This is a genomic window from Paenibacillus sp. FJAT-26967 (genome assembly GCF_001541095.1).
Classification (GTDB): domain Bacteria; phylum Bacillota; class Bacilli; order Paenibacillales; family NBRC-103111; genus Paenibacillus_F.
In genome coordinates this window covers 699,755-719,760 of the sequence record NZ_LMXH01000002.1, presented here as the reverse complement: position 1 = coordinate 719,760, position 20,006 = coordinate 699,755, and the positions used below count along the sequence as shown (strand labels likewise).

The window sequence follows — 20,006 nt, the reverse complement described above, 5'->3', positions numbered from 1 at the left end:
CCAAACAGACTTGTTAAAATTAGATTTTAACAAGCTGCTCTTCACCTTCTCCCATCCGGACTTTACCGTCGGCCCTGGAATTTCACCAGATCAGTCCCGGCCTATACAAGCCGGGAGTCGCGGGCTTAGACATCCATGTACACATGAGCATCCTCACCGCCGGTAGGGAATTTCACCCAACCCCGAAGGTTCATATTCGATTTTTGTAAGTTTCTTTGGTGTCTTTTAGTTTGCTTTTAGTTACCAAAACCCTTGATAACACTGGGTATATGAGAATTCCATATTTCCTATGGTGTCTCAACCTATCCATTTGATATCCTTAAGTTTCCTACCAAAAACCTACCGAAAAACCTACCAAGGAACACTTAACTGTAATTGGAATGTTAACATTAAGAAATAAAAAAAGCAAGGGTTTTAACCCCTGCTTTCTTTGCCTTCAAGCCAATCAAATACAGCGTCCCTTGAAGCCTTTATAATCCCCCTCTTGCCCATGCGCTGTACTACAAATGGTGGATTTTGCAAAAACTCATATCCCGATCTACGACCCATATTTAAAAGTTTTATAATCATTTCCCCACTAAGAACAAGTGGCAAATCTTCTTTTTTTATCGCGAAGTTCGTTTTAACTTCTTCCAATGATTTCATCTCCTTCAACAACATCTTTTTTAACAGCGATATTAAGCAGCATAGCAAGAGCGTAGAAAGCTCTCCAGCGTATATCCCCATATTTAGGATGACTTATAGGTGGATCAAACTTAAAACTGTATACGGACTGATCTGTGATATAGTCACTTTCATTAGTCATATATCTTTCTTCTACCAAGAACCTTTCTTGTTGGGGTAAACGTCTCACCGCTCTTTCAATGCGCTCACAATACCTTCTCCTGCGCTCCGGTTCATCTGCGTTGTATATGGCAATATTAGCCGTCTGATCACTTGTGACGTTAGTAGGACCGGAGGGGCGCTCTGTATATCCCGCGGTAATAGAAGCTTCACGTTCTTCAAATGTCACATACTTGCAAATCCGATATTTCATAAGAGCATCTTCTACGGCTAATTTTGTTAATTTTCGGTCCAATTCGGGCAAGTCGAAAGCCTGTTGCAAGCTGCCTCCCCCGTTCTTTGTTATTCTCCGTAACAATCTATCTGATTACGTAACTAAAAGTATCATTAAACCCGCGATAATACAATAACTCCCAGCTTACATTCGCTAACTGTTCCATTTCATCTTTGCTCCCCCGCTCGCCTGGTAACCTTCGATCCATTTATTGCCTGATAACGCTACGTTTCATAGATATTTTTACCTAATCATCATTTTTAAATTAATACTATAGACCTAAAATTATCCAGGTGTTATATTTATTTTCGGTAATTGAATCAGATTAAGTTATATTTATATAATTATAGAAATGGTGGGATGTAAATGAAAAAATCATTGTACAAAAAGTTGTTCTTATGTTCTTTGATCATTTGTTCTGGATGCGCTTCTGCTAATGTAACGGAGCAAACGGCAGCAACACCACAGCAAACCGAGAAAACAAATAAGCAAAAAAACAGAGAAAAACTAGAAGGTATAATGAAAGATAAAAATGTTGTATTAACAGCAAAAGATGTTCAGTATAACATGCCTAATAGCTTAGATCAGAAATTTGCGATGTCAGGAAAAATTGAATTGGATGATTACTATAATTATGGCTTTACAGATCTAGAAAGGAAATATTTTGTGGTAAGACTAACACCTGACTTTCCTGAAGGTTACTCAGAGAGTTGGTACATATACTTACATCGAGAAAGTTTCGGTAAATTATACGACACCTTACAAAAAAACCCATATGAATACATGCTTGGTTTATTTGAAATCCCACGTCAATATTACGAAAAAGGACAAGGAAACATGGCAATAGCTCAGTTGATAAGTTGGTGATAGGTTGTAGAGCGGGGAGGGATATCCTCCCCTATTTGATGTTTACAAATGCTTGCTTAAGCCGTTTCACAAATGATCCCATATCGCTTGTAAAGCTCTTTCTTTGCTTTATCGTGAATTTCATCTGCTATTAGCGCTTCTTCCTCGGATGGGTACTCACGATTATCTGAAGCAAATGCCTTCCAAATTAGAATCAATTGTTCCTTGTTAAAGTACATATAAACCCTCCCCTATTTGATGTTTAGCCATGCTTCTCTAAAATTTTCAGATATTGATCGAAATTTTCTTCGATTCGCTTTTTTGCCTCGGCCACTGCATCCTTATAGCTCCATGACTTAGAGACTGCACCGCCTGTCTTAACATCTGACACCACCCAAAACGTGCCGTCATGACGGATGAAAAAATCATAGTCTCGAATAACGAAGACCTTTTCCCCGATTACCGAAAGAAACTTTTTAACGCCATTTTCATGTACTCTTATTTTGAACTCTTCTGGGTTCTTCAGCTTGCGGATCGGCTGGGGCTTCGGCTCCCGGTACTTACGTACGCGTTCCGGCCGTTTTGGCAGCCGATTATAAGCCTCTTGTAGACTTTCGAGACTGATTCTCGTTTCTTTCTCGATTTCAACAGCAGCATTTTCAAAAAACTTCTCGTGTTCCTCCCTAAAGTTCAATTCGCTCCACCGGTCGAACTGGTCATACCACCACGGCCGGAAGATATTCAGATAACTTCGATCAAACATCAGGCCTATTTCATTCTTTGCCCGGAGAATGTAGAACCTGCTTATTTTGCCTTTTGCAAGTAATTTGGCAGCACGAGCAAGGAATTTTTTCCGAACGCGTTTAGTGGCTGTCTTCATAGCGGTAAACCCTCCCATGTATTTCCGTATTCAGTCGGTGTTCATGATCTTACGAAGATTTTTGGTTTTGAAACGTTCTCGAAAAGTACGATGCGGGTATGCGAAAATCACATAAGCAAACTGGTTAACAATTTTATCTACTTTTCCGTAAACATATGGATAATTAGGGTGAGTAACGGTATCTCCGATCTGCAATTCCACTTTCTTCACCTCATGTTCCTCGATATTCAGCCCCGTAACTTTACCACTTGCTCCTTGAACTCACGTTTTACAAACGCTTGATGCCTGGCGTTTCTCACGTTCGGATGCCGATAGTTGTACCGCAGGTATTCCGGCCCAACATGGTCGATTGACTCCGGCGGGCTGCTCCAATAAGAATCTGTGCTATGGCCCTTTTCGTCTGTAAAGCGTGACATGATGTTTCCATCCCGATCTTTCCACATTTCAAACTTCAACCGCGCCATTCCGCACCTCCAAGTTCTTCAATATTCAACCGGGATTCATACTTACATCAATTTCCTTTATCGCCTTAATCGCCATTTCAAAAGCAGCTACTTCGTCTGCGGCCTCCTGCAATTTTGTTCGACTCGAATCATCAGGAAGGAAACACCATTTACCTTCGACTTTCACTTGTGGATGCCATACCTTAAAAGTCTTTTTCGCATCTCGATCCAGATATGCTTTTTCTATTGCTCGAATCCTCGCTGGCACTCTAAGCCCTCCTATTTCCTTCCGTATTCAGGGTCAATCGTCTGCCTAGCATAAGCTACCCTGCCCACGATCTCCGTCACCTTGTACCACTTCCATGTTTCGTCAATTAGGATGATGTCATTAAGTGCCGGCTTGTAATGTAACCCAGCTACCTTTGTTCCATCTTTTAGCCGCAGTCCATACATGTCATGTTCCTCCGTATTCAGTCCTGTCCGTCAGCTTTCATAAACACGACCCAGTGCGTTTTACTCCTACGGTTCCCAAATAGTGGCTTGTGGTCAATTGACTTGAGAATTTCCGTAATTGAGATTTGATCTTCGTTCCACTTGAATATAAGCGTCCCGTTTGGTTTAAGGACACGCATGCACTCATTAAATCCTTGCTTTATGTCGTCTTTCCAACCAGGACCCAACCGTCCGTATTTCTTGGCCAACCACGAATCGGTACCCGCCTTAAGCAGATGCGGCGGATCAAATACTACCATGTAAAACGAGTTATCTTCGAAAGGCATATCTCTGAAATCGGCAATCACGTCCGGGTTAACGGTTAACGTGCGCCCATCGCATAATTGATCTTGTAACTGACGATTGTCCATGTAGACGACATCGTTATTTTGCTTGTCGAACCAAAACATTCGGCTGCCACAGCATGCGTCTAAAATACGTGCTTCTTGCATCTATAAACCTCCCTCCCTCATATATTTCCGTATTCACGAATGTTCGTTCATTTTTGAGTTTCTTTTACATGCCACTGACTGATATGCTCACATCTGTCAAACAACTTGCGCGCCATGCTTTCAGCACGTCTTTTACTCGAATATCTCTTAGTAGAGTCGGTTATTTGCAGGTCAGTGATCGGAAATGTTTCCCCGCCATGATTGTATGTCTTACCTCTCCTATATCCATAATCATTACACGGATAAGAGATAGATTCTGTCGATAGATATATCACAAATTCAGGCATGCTTTCCCCTCCATGTCCTTCCGTATTCAAACGGTTTTTACACACGCTGGATACTGCAATCATCCCTGAGAACCCATACCTCGTGCTTGTTCAGAGCTTTCAAGTTAACTCGCAAATCATGTGAGTCAACTTCAAAACATGTATTCGTTTCTACGTGATCAATCACTTCGTCCACGTAACGGAAATACTGTTCTTCTCCTTCGATCAGTGTGCGATATTTATCGCTTCGATTTGGCTTCACTCTGATCCCTCCCATGTATTTCGATATTCAGTCCCAGTACTTCGGGTCAAATTCTGATTTATTCGGTCCGCACATTAGTTCCAATACATGCACATATGGGCTATTATCAGACTCCATGACCAGGTAACCGCATCTTGCGCAGTAAACTCGTTCCCATCTTTCAGGATAACAGGCCATGTTGCCGCTCGATCTAGTATTAGTACAACCACATTTCGGGCAAAATTCATATGGCAGGATATCGGCCTGATTGGGATACGCATTCTCTACAATTCGGACATTGCCAATGAGTTCCCTAAGCTTCTTCTTGCTTATTTTTTTCCCCAGAACAGCCTTCTTTGTCTTACGAGACACGCATCGATTTTTCAAGTACCAATACCGAAAATGCTTCCTCATGGATTTTTCGGAATAAGTGAATTTAGTGTCGTTGTTCAAGTTCAAACCTCCCATGTATTTCCGTATTCAGTCGGTGCTCATATGCTCGGCCAGCGTAGGATCGTCGATCTTATTGATAAAAACCATCGTTTCACCGCAACATGCAGGCCAACCCGAACGCATAAATCTGTTTCTTTGAGTATCACTAACCGGGGAAACATGGTGACAAGATTTGCAGAAATTAATTGCTCCCCAGCGGCGAATGTAATCCCTGGCTAATGTTCTATTTACCACTTCAAACCCTCCATGTTCTTCGTTATTCACGATCGTTCGTCATGAATTTTTCTTATAAATGCAAAGACCGGATATCCTTGCGCTGGAGATACAGCGTTCCCCAACAATTTCAACCGGCCTTGCCGATTCTTAATGCCGGATGCTACGCGTGGCGGTTCCCAGCTATACTGCGGTTGTCCCATCGCCGCCGGCCAAAGAACTTCTATTCCTCCGTTTGATCGCAATCGGATATTTCTTGGTCGATATCGGTCCATCCAATCGGAAAGCCCATCAAGCATTCCACCCATTCCGGATTGAGTTGCCCCTCGTGTCCTGCCCGGATCATCGCCCCGGGCACTGTATCTCGATTGATCTGGCTCGGTGGAAGTGTTGCATTCTTGCCGTCTTGAGCTGCTGGAGTCGGCCACATCTTGACGGCCTGCGCCAAAGTTACACTGTGCTTGCTGCCCTCTTTTTGCTGGCTGCTCTTCATTGCACCCGTGAAAACATCGGATGCTACCGGAGTCGGCCAAAGCTTGACCGCTGCCGGGAGTCCATTCCTTGGTTCCGTCGGATCGATGTTCCCTCGCTTCTCCGCATCGTTTGCCCGGGGTGTTGTCCATAACCCTGTTTGCTCTAGAACCGTGGTCTGTAGGTCCGCCCCACCATTCCCGTGATTCGCCGGACCGTTCGCGCTCTGAGCCCGAGGCGTTGGCCATAGACCCTTCTTCATGTTTGAAATGTCCGTTCGCAGACTGCGACCCTGACCGCCCCCATGACTCCCTACCGCATCCGCCGCGTTCGGTGTGGCCCACAATGAGGATTCGGTATCTCCTGTGCGGGGCGCCGACACCTGCAGCTGGAAGCACAATTGTGATGGTCTCATAGCCTTCGTTCGCAAAATCTCCCCGGATTGTTTCGAGGACCATTTCCGCCTCTTCGCATAAAGTTGTTTCGTCTTCCATGACAACTTGACTATCGGATTGCTCCATTGAGAGGAGCCCATCAACATTTTCAGCAACGACCCAAGTGGGCCGGATTTCCGATATAATTCTAAACATTTCAGGCCAGAGGTAACGGTCATCTTCCGTGCCTCCTCGCTTCCCGGCATGGCTGAATGGCTGGCATGGGAAGCCTCCGTGAATAACGTCAATTGTTCCGCTTGGGCCAATGATCCCATCCTCCTTTAATCTGGATGCCGTCAAGGAACACACATCATCGTATATTGGAACATCGGGCCAATGTTTCCGGAGCACAGCTCGTGGATAAGGTTCCCTTTCGCACATTGCAACGGTGTGGATTCCAGCCCACTCGGCGGCCAGATCAAGACCGCCACCACCGCTAAACAAACTAAGTGCTCTCATGGCCGCCTCCCTTGTTAGGTATCAAAATATTCATTGAGATGTATCGCTAACTGCTTTCGGGCGACAATAGTGTATTCCTGTATTTCCGCATTTGGGGCAACTTGGTTTAACTTCACGTTCAGGCGCTTGATCAATGCTGGTAAATTTGTCGATAATAGCATTTTCTTCAACGCTAAATTTATAGTTTGGAAGCTTCTGTATCATGTAAATCCAACCGAGAATAAGTGCTTGTTCATGCTCTGTTAACTTCACCCTACGAACACCTCGTATTCATTATGTTGTATCCAACTAGCGTTTGGTTTTCCCACAACGACGACACTTGTAACTGGTTTTCCGGGTCATGCTCCACACGTAATCATGACCGATAAGCAGACATTTCCAATTCATTAGTCGTACACCGTCCCCTCAATAACCGCTGGATTGCCGGTATATTGTTTATCCCTCCGGAATGATTTCACAGTGTTTTTCTGCATATGGACTATCGACATCACACACAGCCTTCCCGTACAACATTAGGGTCGGATGACCTTCCCACATCGCCAGATAAAGGATATCCCCTATGCCAGCTTTAGTCTCCCAGCCATCGAAACTTTTGATTACTCTGTATTTCATTGTTTATCCCTCCATGTATTGAGAATTTTTATAACTAAATAAAGGTAATTCTGTAAATATGAAGAATGATATAAGAGACTTACATTAAAAGGAGGGTTAATATGAAAAAATCACTTGTCTCATTTTTATCTGCTGCCTTGTTGCTTTCGGCATCCTCAGTTGTTCTTGCGGAACAAAATACGGTATCACCGCAAGGACTAATTACTCCTCAGGCAATCGGCGCTGATTCTGGATGGCAAACAAAAAATAACATCAGGGCAAGGGTTTATACGGATGCTACTAGCTATGGCCCTGGTACGAAGAATGTTAATGTAACAGTAGAAAAATCCACTACTGGTGCGGCTGACTACATCATTGACGTTCATAAGCAAACGAGCAGTGGTACCTGGGTGCATTCTGGGAGTGCTCAAATTCACGGAACAATAGCAAATTCAGCCAGTCACTCAATACCGATAAGTAGTCTATTATCAGTTAATACACAGGGTACATTTAGAATACAGCTCAGATTATTTCAATATGCAAATCCAAATGGTCCTTTAGGTGAATGGTTTACATCATCTTTCACTGTAGTAAGAACAAATTAATTTTTCTTGGAGCCCCTGCCTACAACTAGCAGAGGCTCCTTATTTTTAAAATGGAAGCTCCTCACTCTTGCCCGTAGCTGCTGGCTCAACCGCCTTGGCTACGGCGTTTTTGTGTGCGTTTAGCTTGCTGTGCAGCGTGATAGGTGCTATGCCAAGGCTCCCTGCGATGTCAGCCATCTTCTCGCCGCTATGTTTACGCCGAAGAACTGCATAAAAATTAATCTCATTGCTCTGCTCTATTTCAGGAGCTTCGCCCATAATAATCAATCGCTCAATCGGGTCGATATCGTCCGGCAGAATGATGTCTGCTTGCTCCTCCACCTTTGCTGCGGCTTCGTCCGGCACATCATCAATGCTCACCTGATCCGAATCCGCATCCACCGTCCCATTACCGTTTATCGTATACTCGATCCCATCATGATCTTCTTCCTCTTCCTCTACCTCGAAATCATCAATGTCGGTTTGAGCGGAAAAAAGATCCACGAAGCCAACACCCTGTTTCTTCAATTTATAAATAGTCAATATCTGCTCGTCAGACAATTCGCCACGAACCGTAAGCTTGATTACCTGTTCATTTTTATTATTGGTATTGAAGTCAGTAAAGTTAATTTTCACGGTTGTTTTCATTAGATAATCGCTCCTTCGGTTTTTAAAATGGCATTTATAACTTCGCGCCGGTATTTCTGCAATGACTCTGTTTGATGAGCTAAGTGGTAAGAAATCTTTCCCAAAACGTAACCATCTCGAACATTGTCGCTTTTATGCTGAAAGCCCCAAGATTTATAAATAGGCAGGATCAGGTGTTCCTTGCTGTCATTCCCTTTACCGCTGGCAAACTTTTTAAGTTGTCCTGGGGATACCTCAATATACTTAAGGCCCCGCCGAAATAGTGCTGCGCGTATCAACCATCCAATTCCGTATTGCTGCCCGACAAATGCCCCTTTAGAAGCGTGAGAAAATCCTTCGATGCAAATTTGGTCTTCGGGCTGGAGATGGTCCATAATTTCATCAACGAGGTAAACCATCCGTTTAGGATCTTCACTTCCAACGCCTGTTAGTTCCTTGGCGCGAAGTACCTCTACGCCATCCTTTCCTAACGCCACGAACCCCGTCTTGGTACTCGGATCAATTCCCACGTATCTCAATTTTTTGACCCCCAAACGGTTTTATCTATGATAGATTCGTAGATTGGGCGACCTACCGCGCTTGTGCATTTAAAATTAAGCCGGTAATACTTCTCTGCTTCGGCTTGAAGCTTATGCCTGCATTTTTCGCAGACCGGCGCAAGAGCGAACGCTTTAGAAGCTATCTCACCGCAAGCGGGAACCGAACAATTCATGTCCATGCACTCCTCTCTAAGCATTGTTTAAGACCAAGGCGTTCAGCCTGATAAGCTACCATCTGTGTTGAAGTCCCAAGCTTCTCAGCAATTTCTTCCGGGAACATTTTCGGATATAGCCTCACAAGATCCGTAACCATAGTCGGCGACCATCTGCGCCGCTGAAGCTCTCTGGCGGCCGCTTAACGAACTGGAAGACATTCCCTAATGTCTAGGGCTATCTGATATAACTGCGCCTTATTTGCCTGCTTCACGGTGCTCTCAATGTCCATTCGATCACATCCGTTATTCATAGTGTCGTTATGGCTAGGTGCGTGTGCGATACTTCCGGGCCTCTGCGTACCAATCGTCATACTTGGCAAGCAGCTGAGTTTTTTCAGCCTCGCTCATAAGCGGGTCCCCTGACTCAACTGCCTTGCGTATAAGCCAGTTGCACGTTTTAAAATACTGCTCATCATTTATAATTTCTTTTGCCATTCTTATCACCTGATGCTTTTTCTGGAGCTTCTACATATTTCTGTTCCCACCACTTGAAGAGATACCGGAACCGGTTTACACCTACATTTCTTCCCTTTGCAAAAATGGACTGTACTACGGTTTGGCCCTGTTCGGATTCTCCATTAGTCCAAAGGAACTCGATCACGTCCGCATCTTGTTCTATAGCCCCTGATTCCTTAAGATCGGACATTTTCGGTTCGTCTCGATCCTCGCTTTTACGGCTTAACTGCGAGAGCATAATAAAAACAAATTTATAGGTTCTTGCGAGTTGCTTCGCTGTCTTAGTGACCCGTCCTATAGCTTGATCCTGCCGTTCACCTTTGCGGGTAGGGATATTCATAATTTGAAGATAATCTACGATTACGGCAGCTATTTTGCCGTGTTTCTTTTTGAAGCGTCTTACTGTAGCCCGGATTTCATCAATCGTCACACCAGAGGAATCACAGATATAAAGCGGCAATTTTTCCACATTGCAGTAAGCTTCATCTATTCGCTTTCTCTCTCCTGGTGTAAACCCGTCCTCGAAACCCTTATTAATAAGCCTGTTGTAATTGACGCCTGTTATGTTTGAAACTATACGGTCTTTTAGCTCGTTTTCATCCATCTCTTGGGACCATATCAAGACACATCCTGCATCAGCATGTATCTTCCCATCTCGCTCTTGAGCTACCATTCCATACGCGTATTGCAAGGCTCTTGCCGTTTTACCAACCGATGGCCTCCCGGCTAAGATCCAGAGCCATCCTCGCCATGCCTGCGCCCATGAATCAACCTTTTTATCCCCTGTGAGAATCTTTTCAGCCTTGCTATTAAGATGTTTAAAATATTTGTCTCTAGTCTGAGCAAAGCTTCTCATTTCGTTGGCATCTTGTGGTCGGATACCATCGAAAAGTTCTTCTACTGCAGAGAAGTAATCTTCATCATTTTCATATTCAGCATTAGCTACTTCCTTTATATTTTCTGCTAGCTCCAAACCCCGGCGCCGATGAGCGCGGCTTCGGACAATCTCCGCGTAATGTTTAATGTTCTCGCTTGAAGGGCAAGCACTCGCTAATTCAGAAAGGTAAGATACCCCGCCAAGATCGTCTAATCTCTTCCTCATTTGAAAACGCTCAGTAATTGTTACAAAGTCCACTATCTTATCGTTTTCATCCAAATAGTGCATAACTTCGTAAATCAATCTGTGTCGCTCTTGGGAAAAATCCCTGACCTCCAAGAAACGAATGTCGTCAAGTTTAGTTTGATCTAGGAGAATAGCCCCTAAAACTGACTGTTCTGCATAAATCTCTTCAATACTCGAATACGAACTTGTCTGCGTCATTGCCAGCATTCACCCATTCTCTAAAAGCATTGTTATATTCAATTTGCTTATTCCTCGCATCAATCTCTTTATCTGATTTCCCAGCTGGTTTGCTGGAGTTCATTTTAAGAACCAACTGGGGAAACTTCTCTCGGAGCTTCTTAGCTGACATGATGTTCGTTCGCCAAAAGGAATCCTGTACAACCCAATCCATGACCTTTTGGGCGAGTCGCTTGTCAGTCTCATCAATCTCAACAAGTTTCCGAAAGTCATCTGCCCAACTCTGCAGATTGCTTCTTAATCCTGGGAGTCCAGCTTCCTTGGCAACAGCAGAAACTTTCTCATGGAAATAGACCGCCATTTTAAAATAAGTGCTGTCCTCGGAATACGTGATTTTCGTATTGCGAGAAGAAGGTTTTTTATCTTCATTCTTCACATTCTTTACATTCTTGTTTATATTGTTGGGTTCCCGTTGCTTTCGCGTTGCTTTCGCATCGCTTTCATCGTTGCTTTCGGCGTTGCTTTCGTAGCTGCTCATGTCTTGAAAAACCGCGTAGTTATCAATAGTTATGAGCATGGACTGCGTTGCTTTCGTTGTCGTGATCATCGTTGCTTTCATAGGGGCTTCGTCAGGGCTTCGTTGAGGTTTCGTTGAAGCCTTTCTCATCCAGTCAATTACCTGATAAACCTGGTCTTTTGTGGGCCTTTCTCTTCTTGCACCCACCTTCCATGACACTCCTTCTATAATGTCAGGAATGGAAGTTGAGAGTTGCCCCCGCTCTAATCCCTTGTATTTTTTATGCTGTGCTTGAACGAGTAGATAGATCCAAACCTTGATGTATAACGGGGGCTTTTCCCATATCTCACTTTCGATAATCTGCCGGGCAATGAGGATGCACCCACCTGGGATAATGGGCTCAGACATCCCACCACCTACTTTCTCTCGCTTGGACCGTCATAGGGCCATATTTCGGATCCTGCCCCATCGGTGTAATAAGCAATCAATTCAAAACGATAATCCATACACCATTCGCGTCCGGTTGCGGTATCGTCCGCAAACTGATGACATGTCCCTGTTGCCGTTCTCGGTCCGCAGAGCTTCGCTATATTCCAAGGCTCACCGCCGCTGCCGAGTTGTGAAGCGTTAATTAAATGAGCATGTTCAAACCAATGTTTAGCCCTTGTGCAGCCGCAGCGTTCGCACCGTCCCTTGCTGCGCCTCTCAACTTCTTTACGGACCTTATCCGTAATCCGTGTAAGGTCGCCACGCTTTGGCTTAATCCGTCTATGCTTTGGTTTCGGAGCCGGATTCAGCCGGAACATCGCCTTCACCATCCTCTAACACCACGGTATAATCCGTTACATCGACAACTTCGGACATGTCATCACTAACTTCTCTTTTGATAGTGCCGTCTTGAGCAATCATTTGTTGAAGTGCTGAACTCTTAGGAAGCTTCTTATCACTTAGCGCAATCAATACTGTTTTTAGTGCCATGCTATCAAAATCATCTTTCCACGGACCGTATAGTTCTCCGCTCTTTTTATCTTTAGATTTCGTGAATTTATGTGCGTGTTTTATAATTTCTTTCTTTGACATCACCGTGCAGACAAAGCCACCATCTTTGGTTACAGCATAGGCATAGTAGGCATAAGGCTCACCACGTTCGCCATCAATAAGAGGAATATGATTAAATGTCCCGTCTTTCCCTTTTTCGTAGACTATTTTGTCTCCTTCACAAATCATGTCGCAATCAATTTCAGAAACTATCCCCGATTGCCATACCAATTTCACCAATCCTCTGTAGCCGATTTGAAATTGAGCTTCATCCACCCATATTTCCTTCCCGTCAACAATTCGTTTATTTGATCTCGGGATAAGATGGGCTTCCTTTGTTGGAGTATTAGGCTCAAGCCCCAATTGAGCAGATTGCATTAAGGCAGCTATGATGCTCATAGCATCACATTTCATCAACTTAGGGTTTGTTTTTACGATTGTTAAAGCTATGCGAACAAACCTTTCATGACCGATGTGTTCAGGTAACGCGCGCTTGAATCCATCTCCCATCGACTTAATAAGATCAAAAACGGTCTTTGACTTTTCTGCAGGAGGGTTATTTACCTTAGTGGCAAGCTGCTTAGAAATGTCGCTTTGATCAACTTGTTTACTCATTTCCCCGACCTCCGATTACTTTGAATGTTCTTCCTCTCGCGGTAGTCTTCCAAGTAAAGGCGAGTTCACCTTGCCAATAAGCTTTATCTGCTTCACCCATCATTGCTTTAAGCCGGTTCTTTGCAGTCTCTTCTTGCTCTAGGACATTGGCTTTTATTTTCCTTGCTTCGTGTAGTTGCTGAATGATAGGATACGCCGACTCTTCTAAGTCGATTGATGTAGAAACTGAGGTGGGGTACATTTCGTTTAATCGTGAGGTATCTTGATGTGAGAATTCAGGTGGAGTCTGGGTTAGAATTACGTTAAACCAGAAGTCTCTTTCAATTGTGATCAGGTTTTCGATTAGGCTCTCGTCTCTCTCAACTACGCACCAGTGAAGATCCCATCCACCAATCAACACAGCTAAGAACCAACGATCTGCGCCTGTTACAGCCATATAATGGTTACATTGAAGGATGTACTCAACAGGTGCTTGTGTGCCTGACCAATCATCCCGGCTGTACTCCGAAGTGTTTTTACACTCCAAGCCAGCGTTAAGACCGGGAAGCCAGCGGTCTATATTGGCTAACATAAAATCATGATCCGGGTGCTGGAAGATACAATTTTTACGCCATACCTTATAGCCTGTTTTCTCAGCAAACCATTCGGCTATAAGCGGCTCTAGCTTGTGTCCTGCCTCCATCCTTGGGTTATCTGGTATAGGAGGTATCTCACCGATTTTGTCCAAGTACACCTCCATTGGTGACCTATAACGGCTCATGTTGCAAATAGGCGCAACGTCTGACCCACCTATCCCCCTTCTTCTCCATTGCAGCCAATCGTCATGCGTCATATTGGTCGTGCTAACCAGACGTTTAGCTAACACCACACCCACCATCCAATCAGGGCAGCCCATCCGTATATAGACAACGCCCAGAGCATTCCGACAAAGAGACCGAAGTCACCAGTTTCTTCGTTCATACGTCATGCTCCCCGACTTTAATAAGGGTTCCGACCGAACGTGCGAAGCATCTATCCGAACACCAAATCCCACCACATAGTTCCCAAGCAGCTGCCCCGATTTCCATAACTTCATCGCAATCTTGGCAGTGATAAGCCGACTCCGGGACATCTTGAGGATCACGGCGGCCTACTCCAAAACGATCAAGGTTAGGCATCCAACTCAACCTCCAATTCTGCAATTTCTCCAAGCACCCAGTCTTCGCCCGCAGGCAGGATGTTTGCGCTCAGCAGCCTGTAAAGCTTAATCAAATGCTGATGAATCTCTAAACGTTGATTTAATCTCAATAGAGTCATTTTTCTATCCCCTGTCCGTTGATATTTTAGATTCCAACCCTTTCAGCATTTGGGCGCACTCTGCTTGAAATTCCGGCTCTAGCGATTCATCAAACTGTATTTCGTGCAGCAAAGCTCGTATCAAACTCAGCGCATAAGGTTTGTTCAAAACGCTGCACCTCCGCATCTTGGAGTGTCGTTTATTGATATATCGACATTTAAAATATCATCATAGGCATAACGATATAAGCCCCTTTGAAAAAGGAAGACTTTTACAAACAAACGTTCCGTATTGCGATACTCAGAATATCGCTTTATACTGATAGTAGATTAAGAATAACGGTATTGATAATACGCATTAATTTCAGATTGTCATGAGGTCATATCCAAATGGGCTTTTGCCCTTTCTAAAATATCGGAGAACAAGTCTTCCACTTTAGTATCTAAATAAACCGAATATACAAAAGCCATAAAGATACTTGGGTCAATCCTCCCATTCTCCGTAGATCGAACAGTCGCCTCCGTGACCCCGACCTTTTCACCCAGCTCACGGTGACTCAATTTCCTTTTTGCCCTAAACTGTTGGCGCAGTACAGGCACTCTGGAGACATTTCTTTTCGTCTTACGCATCTTGTTTCACCTCCTTCCAGTTATCGGTAAAACGAATATAACACGACATTTAAAATCACGCAAGTATAAATAACGATATTTATAGTATCATATCGAGGAGGTCAATTATACTCATGAAAAAAACAACAGGCGAACGTATACAAGAATATAGACTAATCCGGGGTTACACCCAAGATGATATGGCTGATAAACTTGGCATCAAACGTGCCAGTTTTTCGAGTTACGAACACAATCGTAATATCCCTCCCAGTAATATTCTCGCCAAAATCGCTGACATATTAAAAGTATCCGCTGACTACTTGCTCGGCAGAACAGAAAATCCTTACGGTGATAACTATGATTTGGAAGGTCGCACTCAAGAGGAATTGTTATTGTACAACAAATTTATGAAATCAACAGAGGAAATGCTGCGGTCTAAGGATGGGCTAAACGAAGAGAAAATGAAGCAGGTTATGAAATTTATGGAATTTATCTTCTTACAAGATATTGAGGAAGAAAAAAAAGGAAGAAATTCTAATTAACGTGTGATATATTACCTTCACAAACTGTCATAGATGTTAACGCCTATTTTTGATCGTACATACGTGGTTGACTAATCCCTGGATTAACTCTGCTCTCTCAACAACTCAGCCCACAGGAGGTCTTGCCACTCTATCATGGAATATAAAGAAATAAAGGGAGGGACAGTGGATGTCCATTGAGAGAGTTTACCAAGAAATAGGTATACATAGTCCATTTGCTGCTGCTAGGCATTTGGGAATTAAAATAATGCACTATGAAGATTTAGGGGATTATGCTGGATTTTACAACGTTAGCGGCGAAAAAACCTATAGAATCATGCTGAACGCTAACATTGAATTAGAACTTCAAGACCTCGCCTGCGCGCAGCTCGTTAATAGACATCTTACTCATCCGGGCACACAGTATATTCTACTCACAAATGAAGTGAAACCATTGGCGAACAAGCTGCATCGCCTTGCTCTTATAAAACTTTGGAATTACAAGTCACAAATTGATTGACATTAATGACACATTTGGTATAATTTAGTCACCCGAAAGCATCGGTGCAAAAAGACCATGGGAAAGCATCCCTGGTCTTTTTTGTTTTACTCTATCATTTTCACCAAGCAGTGGCCTTTTCAAATTTCTCTTTTACATCACCTATATAATTTTGTATGTTTAAACTAACCATCGACTTGACCTCATCACGGTTCAATGTCAAATCATTTTGCTGGCTCTCAGAAGTATATTTAACGCGCATCGAACCATTTAAATTTTCATTTTCATATACTCTGATGCCCCGTTTTCCCAACTCCTTCCGTACCTCCTGTATGTCTTGGATCACCTCGTTCAAAGCGATCCTCGAAGCTCCTACGTATAACTGTCTTAGTAAAAGGTTCTCAAGTTGTATTTTCGCTAGGCTCTGCTCAACAACATCTCGCGTAATAAGTAAAATTGAATGCCTTATAACTAATTCCTTTTCCTCCACGCGCATCGCCCCTTTTCGAACATTCGTTCTCAATTATAGTTCCCTTTGCACTTCGGAGTAAACAAAAAAATCCCCGCCATTTTCAGGCAGGGACTCTAAAATCATTTTTGAAAAAGTTCTTGTGGTACATCCTCAGGGCGATGACATCCCCACCAACATGCTTTATGCGTCACTTGTCTTGCAGTCCTGGTTAGTAGTTTATCTGCTAACATAGCTACGATTCGCTTCATATCGTATCCTCCTCTCATATCATAAATTATATTTATCTAGCACCTTTTGAAAAAAAGTGATAGTCGTGCACGCTTGAATAAAAAAAAGTACAGAAAGAACTTCCCACTGCAAAAAGAAATTAATACTTACGATTAGTACCGCCAAAAGCTTGATTAAAGGATAATATTTTTTATCAAGGCGACTTTGCTTGATCCCGCTGGGAGCATAAATGAATAATATTATTGCTGCTCCTAAATTCAAAATAAACCCTGCATTCCAAAATGGGAAGGATGAATGCACTGCAATAATAACAAAAGTAGCTGTAATGATATTACAAATAGTGGATGATCGAAAGTGAAATCCGCCGCTGTTATCTCTAAGGATCGGATAAACTATGGAGCATAGAAACGCGCTCCAAAAATGACCCGTAAACAAGCAAATTAATAACACCAGGCTCATCACTATTAATTGGTTCAAAATTACGATTAAGCCCAACCTATTAACTTCAACCGAAGATCCTTCTGGATAAGCAGATTTTATCTTGTTAGCCAATGAATCTGCATACTTGTTTACGTAATTCATTTGTCACCACCATGTCTATCTATTAATGTTTTTTTGTTTTTTAGGTAGCTATATATAAGAACAACTAACGTAATGACGCCAATAAAAATAATGAGCAACCCTGGTGTCGAATTCACTCGGAGCCCTTTAGCTGTGATCTGCAAGACAACATTACCAACAACAAAAAGTATATTCCAAACGATATCCAGTGACTTGAATCTACTGACCATGAAAGAAAAGCTGATTCTGAATTTAACTACTATGTATGCAGTCAATATACAAAAAGCGGTAAGTATCAGGTTGAAACTTATAGCATGTGCAAGGTTATCTTTCATTGACTCAAGAGAACTAACTTCCAATTGGAGTGCTGTAATTGTAACGATAGCATCCATGAAGGATACAATTAACGATCCGATTGTAGCTACTGCAAAAGCGTAATATATAGGATATTTCCTTAATATTACTAACAAAATTATGTAGATTAGAGTCTGTGCAAAGATAAAATATTCATTATCCAACGCCACTTTAAATATAAAATTAGTCGATCCAACTATTAAACCGATAAATAAAATTTGTTCAATATTTTTTCGTATTGGAATTTTGAAAATAGCATAGTTCATTGCTATGAAAGATGATACAAAGATAGTTATAGATATAAATTCTAAGAGCATTACGAAGTTCACAGCCCTCACGACTCCTCAATTGATTTCAAATTCATTTTCTTCTTTAATGATTTCGATTCAATTATTATCTGCCTTAGAACTGTGGAGAGTGGCTGTCCCGTTTCGTCTATTACTTCCCACAATTCTGCCGGGAGAGTTAATGATACCCTTCGTGTTGCGCCAAGTACCTTCCGTCCAGCACCTTCGCGTTTACCTCCTCTAGGCATTATCCTTTCCCTCCTAAAAATGGTTGTTAATTTCATTTGATTAATGTTACATTTATCATAACGAAGAAAATATTTACAGTCAATATACTTGATGGGTCTTTATCAAAAATTAAGGTGGTGTAATTTTGTTATTCCATACGCTTATGCTCACACTTGTTTTAATACTTATTCCATTAACCAGTCATGTGCAGCTTGGTAAACTTAAGCGGAATCCATCCACACTTAATAAGCAGCGGTATTACTTCATAATCCTTACTTGCAATTTGCTTATAACTACTTTCATTTTTTTGCTACAAGCACCCTTTACTGTTAAGCATAGCATCAGCTTCAACTTGCTCTTCGACATTCTGTTAGGAGTAACATTTTTGTATTACCTAATTACTTCCATCATTCCGTTTTTTTTGATAAAGTACAATGCAAAATTTAGAAATTTAGTCAGCGATCAAGTAAATGAAAAAAATTATTTGTTGCCTATTACTCCTACTGAGTTGAAGCTATATATTCCTGTCGCAGTATCTATAGGGATTTCGGAGGAAATTATATTCAGAGGGTATATGTATAATCTAGCCATTGAAAAATTAAGCCTGTCTCCGATTATCGCAGTTATCATAGTCACAACAATTTTTGCTCTTGGGCACTTTTCTCAAGGGCTATCAGGAGTCGTATCTTCTCTCGGATTCGGTGCTGTCATGGTGTGGCTTTACTTTATAACGGGGAACCTCATGCTTCCGATCATATTTCACATTTTGTATGATCTCAAAATAATTTTTGTTAAGATGGCATCTTCTACCATAACAAAATGTTCATAAAGTTATGGATTATATTAACTCTTTTTGATAAAATTTTTTTGTTACATTTTATAAAATCATGATAGGGGCGAAATTCTTGATTCAAGAAGAAGTCATTCAATATTATAAAGATGAGTTGGGAATGGGGAAACTAGTCTATAAACACATGAATAGATTTGTACTATTGTCCTATTTTATTTTTTACATGGCATCAGTTTTCATAGGTTTGTATTTAACATTTTTTTCAAATCAACAAATTTATGCCTATATTTGTTTAGCAATTTGCTTAATAATCCTTGTAATCATAAACCAACATAATAAAAGGATCATAAAAAAAGTTTATGGTATTAGTAAGCAAGAGTTAATATGGGGCGGTAAGGAATTTGAAAGACAAAGATTTAAAAAGCTAGAGTCATACATAAAGCAAAGAATAGGCTCAAATGAGCAGTTGGAAAAATTAATTCACAATCTTAAAAATGAGATTGAATACAAAAGCAATTACAAATTTTTAATCAGTGGATTGGGGTTAGCATTGTTAATTCCGTTGTGGAATAATCTTATATCAAGTTCTTTTAAAGACCAACTAATGCCTGTTGTCTTTTCTAGATCTATTTTGTTTTTAATTTCAGCAGCAGGGCTTATCTTGATCGTTTCGAGCATTAAATTTATATTTAGAGATATTTTTTACCGAGATATTACTAAAATTAAAGAGCTCATAAGATACCTAGATGCCATATTATTGGATAGAATTCACAGTGGAGAAATCCAAATAACCAAAAAGTCAAAGAAATAAATCCCGTATCCACGAATGTACCAGGCGCTCTCTGAATATATACTCGCGTGTATAGTTCTCTTCAGTCGGTCCCTCTTCGGTCCGGCTTTTTCTCTGTGTATCCAAGTGCTTCGATGTCAAACAAATCTTAAGCGTGGTATAATTTAAGTCAGATAATCAGC

31 protein-coding genes and 1 riboswitch are annotated in these 20,006 nt (G+C 42.0%); of the genes, 6 read left to right on the top strand and 25 right to left on the bottom strand.

The genetic code is table 11. The features are described from left to right. Positions 1-39: 39 nt before the first annotated feature. Positions 40-194: riboswitch (FMN riboswitch) on the bottom strand. 220 nt (positions 195-414) lie between these two features. Together AR333_RS13275 and AR333_RS13270 are read right to left on the bottom strand one after the other, a co-directional pair. Next, a complete protein-coding gene (locus AR333_RS13275; protein ID WP_068775821.1) occupies positions 415-636 on the bottom strand; it encodes a hypothetical protein in 222 nt (73 codons plus the stop codon). Further along, complete coding sequence (locus tag AR333_RS13270) at positions 623-1,105, bottom strand: ArpU family phage packaging/lysis transcriptional regulator (RefSeq protein ID WP_068775820.1); 483 nt, start codon at positions 1,103-1,105, stop codon at positions 623-625. The genes AR333_RS13275 and AR333_RS13270 overlap by 14 nt, the downstream gene beginning before the upstream one ends. 318 nt (positions 1,106-1,423) lie before the next feature. Between AR333_RS13270 and AR333_RS13265 the strand changes: the two genes are divergently transcribed. After that, positions 1,424-1,924, top strand: coding sequence for a hypothetical protein (locus tag AR333_RS13265; protein WP_068775819.1), 501 nt, complete (start codon positions 1,424-1,426; stop codon positions 1,922-1,924). Between the two features lie 56 nt (positions 1,925-1,980). Here the strand turns inward: AR333_RS13265 and AR333_RS24675 are convergent, their stop codons facing one another. The 8 genes from AR333_RS24675 to AR333_RS24655 form a co-directional block, all read right to left on the bottom strand. Then, positions 1,981-2,142, bottom strand: a complete 162-nt coding sequence (locus tag AR333_RS24675) for a hypothetical protein (RefSeq protein WP_156430910.1) — start codon at positions 2,140-2,142, stop codon at positions 1,981-1,983. Positions 2,143-2,165: 23 nt separating this feature from the next. Continuing rightward, positions 2,166-2,783: a hypothetical protein gene (locus AR333_RS13260; protein WP_068775818.1), complete on the bottom strand. Its 618-nt coding sequence runs from the start codon at positions 2,781-2,783 to the stop codon at positions 2,166-2,168. 489 nt (positions 2,784-3,272) lie between these two features. Further along, a complete protein-coding gene (locus tag AR333_RS13250) occupies positions 3,273-3,494 on the bottom strand; it encodes a hypothetical protein (RefSeq protein ID WP_068775816.1) in 222 nt (73 codons plus the stop codon). A 202-nt stretch (positions 3,495-3,696) separates the two neighbouring features. Beyond that, a complete protein-coding gene (locus AR333_RS13245; RefSeq protein ID WP_068775815.1) occupies positions 3,697-4,170 on the bottom strand; it encodes a class I SAM-dependent methyltransferase in 474 nt (157 codons plus the stop codon). A 324-nt stretch (positions 4,171-4,494) separates the two neighbouring features. Then, positions 4,495-4,698, bottom strand: a complete 204-nt coding sequence (locus AR333_RS13235) for a hypothetical protein (RefSeq protein ID WP_068775813.1) — start codon at positions 4,696-4,698, stop codon at positions 4,495-4,497. 692 nt (positions 4,699-5,390) lie between these two features. Then, complete coding sequence (locus AR333_RS25400; protein WP_084783650.1) at positions 5,391-6,707, bottom strand: DNA cytosine methyltransferase; 1,317 nt, start codon at positions 6,705-6,707, stop codon at positions 5,391-5,393. Positions 6,708-6,737: 30 nt separating this feature from the next. After that, positions 6,738-6,959 (bottom strand): hypothetical protein, encoded by a 222-nt coding sequence (locus AR333_RS24660; RefSeq protein WP_156430908.1) that lies wholly within the window; start codon positions 6,957-6,959, stop codon positions 6,738-6,740. Positions 6,960-7,142: 183 nt separating this feature from the next. Continuing rightward, positions 7,143-7,319 (bottom strand): hypothetical protein, encoded by a 177-nt coding sequence (locus AR333_RS24655; RefSeq protein ID WP_156430907.1) that lies wholly within the window; start codon positions 7,317-7,319, stop codon positions 7,143-7,145. Positions 7,320-7,420: 101 nt separating this feature from the next. Here AR333_RS24655 and AR333_RS13220 point away from each other — a divergent pair, with 101 nt between their 5' ends. Then, positions 7,421-7,903, top strand: coding sequence for a hypothetical protein (locus tag AR333_RS13220; protein ID WP_068775810.1), 483 nt, complete (start codon positions 7,421-7,423; stop codon positions 7,901-7,903). Positions 7,904-7,948: 45 nt separating this feature from the next. Here AR333_RS13220 and AR333_RS13215 read toward each other — a convergent pair whose 3' ends face one another. The 11 genes from AR333_RS13215 to AR333_RS13170 form a co-directional block, all read right to left on the bottom strand. Further along, positions 7,949-8,530 (bottom strand): hypothetical protein, encoded by a 582-nt coding sequence (locus tag AR333_RS13215; protein WP_068775809.1) that lies wholly within the window; start codon positions 8,528-8,530, stop codon positions 7,949-7,951. Beyond that, the gene (locus AR333_RS13210) at positions 8,530-9,039 is read right to left on the bottom strand and encodes a hypothetical protein (protein WP_253735852.1); all 510 of its coding nucleotides are present in this window, start codon (positions 9,037-9,039) and stop codon (positions 8,530-8,532) included. The genes AR333_RS13215 and AR333_RS13210 overlap by 1 nt, the downstream gene beginning before the upstream one ends. 509 nt (positions 9,040-9,548) lie before the next feature. Continuing rightward, on the bottom strand, positions 9,549-9,719 hold the full coding sequence (locus AR333_RS24650; RefSeq protein WP_156430906.1) for a hypothetical protein: 171 nt from the start codon (positions 9,717-9,719) through the stop codon (positions 9,549-9,551). Further along, complete coding sequence (locus AR333_RS13200) at positions 9,697-11,070, bottom strand: DnaB-like helicase C-terminal domain-containing protein (protein WP_253735829.1); 1,374 nt, start codon at positions 11,068-11,070, stop codon at positions 9,697-9,699. The genes AR333_RS24650 and AR333_RS13200 overlap by 23 nt, the downstream gene beginning before the upstream one ends. Then, entirely contained in the window at positions 11,030-11,965 is a 936-nt protein-coding gene (locus tag AR333_RS13195) for a hypothetical protein (RefSeq protein ID WP_068775806.1), read from the bottom strand. Before AR333_RS13195 ends, AR333_RS13200 begins: the two co-directional genes overlap by 41 nt. A gap of 8 nt (positions 11,966-11,973) precedes the next feature. Continuing rightward, positions 11,974-12,363, bottom strand: coding sequence for a hypothetical protein (locus tag AR333_RS13190; protein WP_068775805.1), 390 nt, complete (start codon positions 12,361-12,363; stop codon positions 11,974-11,976). Further along, positions 12,326-13,210 carry a recombinase RecT gene (locus tag AR333_RS13185; RefSeq protein ID WP_084783648.1) on the bottom strand — a complete coding sequence of 295 codons (885 nt, stop codon included), beginning with the start codon at positions 13,208-13,210 and terminating at the stop codon, positions 12,326-12,328. The genes AR333_RS13190 and AR333_RS13185 overlap by 38 nt, the downstream gene beginning before the upstream one ends. Continuing rightward, positions 13,203-14,042: a YqaJ viral recombinase family protein gene (locus tag AR333_RS13180; protein ID WP_253735851.1), complete on the bottom strand. Its 840-nt coding sequence runs from the start codon at positions 14,040-14,042 to the stop codon at positions 13,203-13,205. The genes AR333_RS13185 and AR333_RS13180 overlap by 8 nt, the downstream gene beginning before the upstream one ends. A gap of 124 nt (positions 14,043-14,166) precedes the next feature. Beyond that, entirely contained in the window at positions 14,167-14,367 is a 201-nt protein-coding gene (locus AR333_RS13175) for a hypothetical protein (protein WP_068775803.1), read from the bottom strand. Beyond that, positions 14,360-14,506, bottom strand: coding sequence for a hypothetical protein (locus tag AR333_RS24645; RefSeq protein ID WP_156430905.1), 147 nt, complete (start codon positions 14,504-14,506; stop codon positions 14,360-14,362). The genes AR333_RS13175 and AR333_RS24645 overlap by 8 nt, the downstream gene beginning before the upstream one ends. A 351-nt stretch (positions 14,507-14,857) precedes the next feature. Further along, positions 14,858-15,115 (bottom strand): helix-turn-helix transcriptional regulator, encoded by a 258-nt coding sequence (locus tag AR333_RS13170; protein WP_068775802.1) that lies wholly within the window; start codon positions 15,113-15,115, stop codon positions 14,858-14,860. Positions 15,116-15,228: 113 nt separating this feature from the next. Here AR333_RS13170 and AR333_RS13165 point away from each other — a divergent pair, with 113 nt between their 5' ends. Together AR333_RS13165 and AR333_RS13160 are read left to right on the top strand one after the other, a co-directional pair. Continuing rightward, positions 15,229-15,636 (top strand): helix-turn-helix domain-containing protein, encoded by a 408-nt coding sequence (locus AR333_RS13165; protein WP_068775801.1) that lies wholly within the window; start codon positions 15,229-15,231, stop codon positions 15,634-15,636. A gap of 169 nt (positions 15,637-15,805) precedes the next feature. Then, a complete protein-coding gene (locus AR333_RS13160; protein WP_068775800.1) occupies positions 15,806-16,135 on the top strand; it encodes a hypothetical protein in 330 nt (109 codons plus the stop codon). A gap of 100 nt (positions 16,136-16,235) precedes the next feature. Here the strand turns inward: AR333_RS13160 and AR333_RS13155 are convergent, their stop codons facing one another. From AR333_RS13155 to AR333_RS13145, 4 genes are all read right to left on the bottom strand, one after another. Then, a complete protein-coding gene (locus AR333_RS13155) occupies positions 16,236-16,637 on the bottom strand; it encodes a hypothetical protein (protein ID WP_156430904.1) in 402 nt (133 codons plus the stop codon). Positions 16,638-16,705: 68 nt separating this feature from the next. Continuing rightward, positions 16,706-16,834, bottom strand: coding sequence for a cyclic lactone autoinducer peptide (locus AR333_RS24640; protein WP_172798852.1), 129 nt, complete (start codon positions 16,832-16,834; stop codon positions 16,706-16,708). 19 nt (positions 16,835-16,853) lie between these two features. Further along, positions 16,854-17,396: an accessory gene regulator B family protein gene (locus AR333_RS13150; protein ID WP_068775798.1), complete on the bottom strand. Its 543-nt coding sequence runs from the start codon at positions 17,394-17,396 to the stop codon at positions 16,854-16,856. Further along, the gene (locus tag AR333_RS13145; protein ID WP_068775797.1) at positions 17,393-18,058 is read right to left on the bottom strand and encodes a hypothetical protein; all 666 of its coding nucleotides are present in this window, start codon (positions 18,056-18,058) and stop codon (positions 17,393-17,395) included. The genes AR333_RS13150 and AR333_RS13145 overlap by 4 nt, the downstream gene beginning before the upstream one ends. A 571-nt stretch (positions 18,059-18,629) precedes the next feature. Between AR333_RS13145 and AR333_RS24990 the strand changes: the two genes are divergently transcribed. Together AR333_RS24990 and AR333_RS13130 are read left to right on the top strand one after the other, a co-directional pair. Next, on the top strand, positions 18,630-19,073 hold the full coding sequence (locus AR333_RS24990; protein WP_172798851.1) for a CPBP family intramembrane glutamic endopeptidase: 444 nt from the start codon (positions 18,630-18,632) through the stop codon (positions 19,071-19,073). A gap of 76 nt (positions 19,074-19,149) precedes the next feature. Continuing rightward, positions 19,150-19,845, top strand: a complete 696-nt coding sequence (locus AR333_RS13130; RefSeq protein WP_068775794.1) for a hypothetical protein — start codon at positions 19,150-19,152, stop codon at positions 19,843-19,845. The last annotated feature ends 161 nt before the right edge of the window (positions 19,846-20,006 follow it).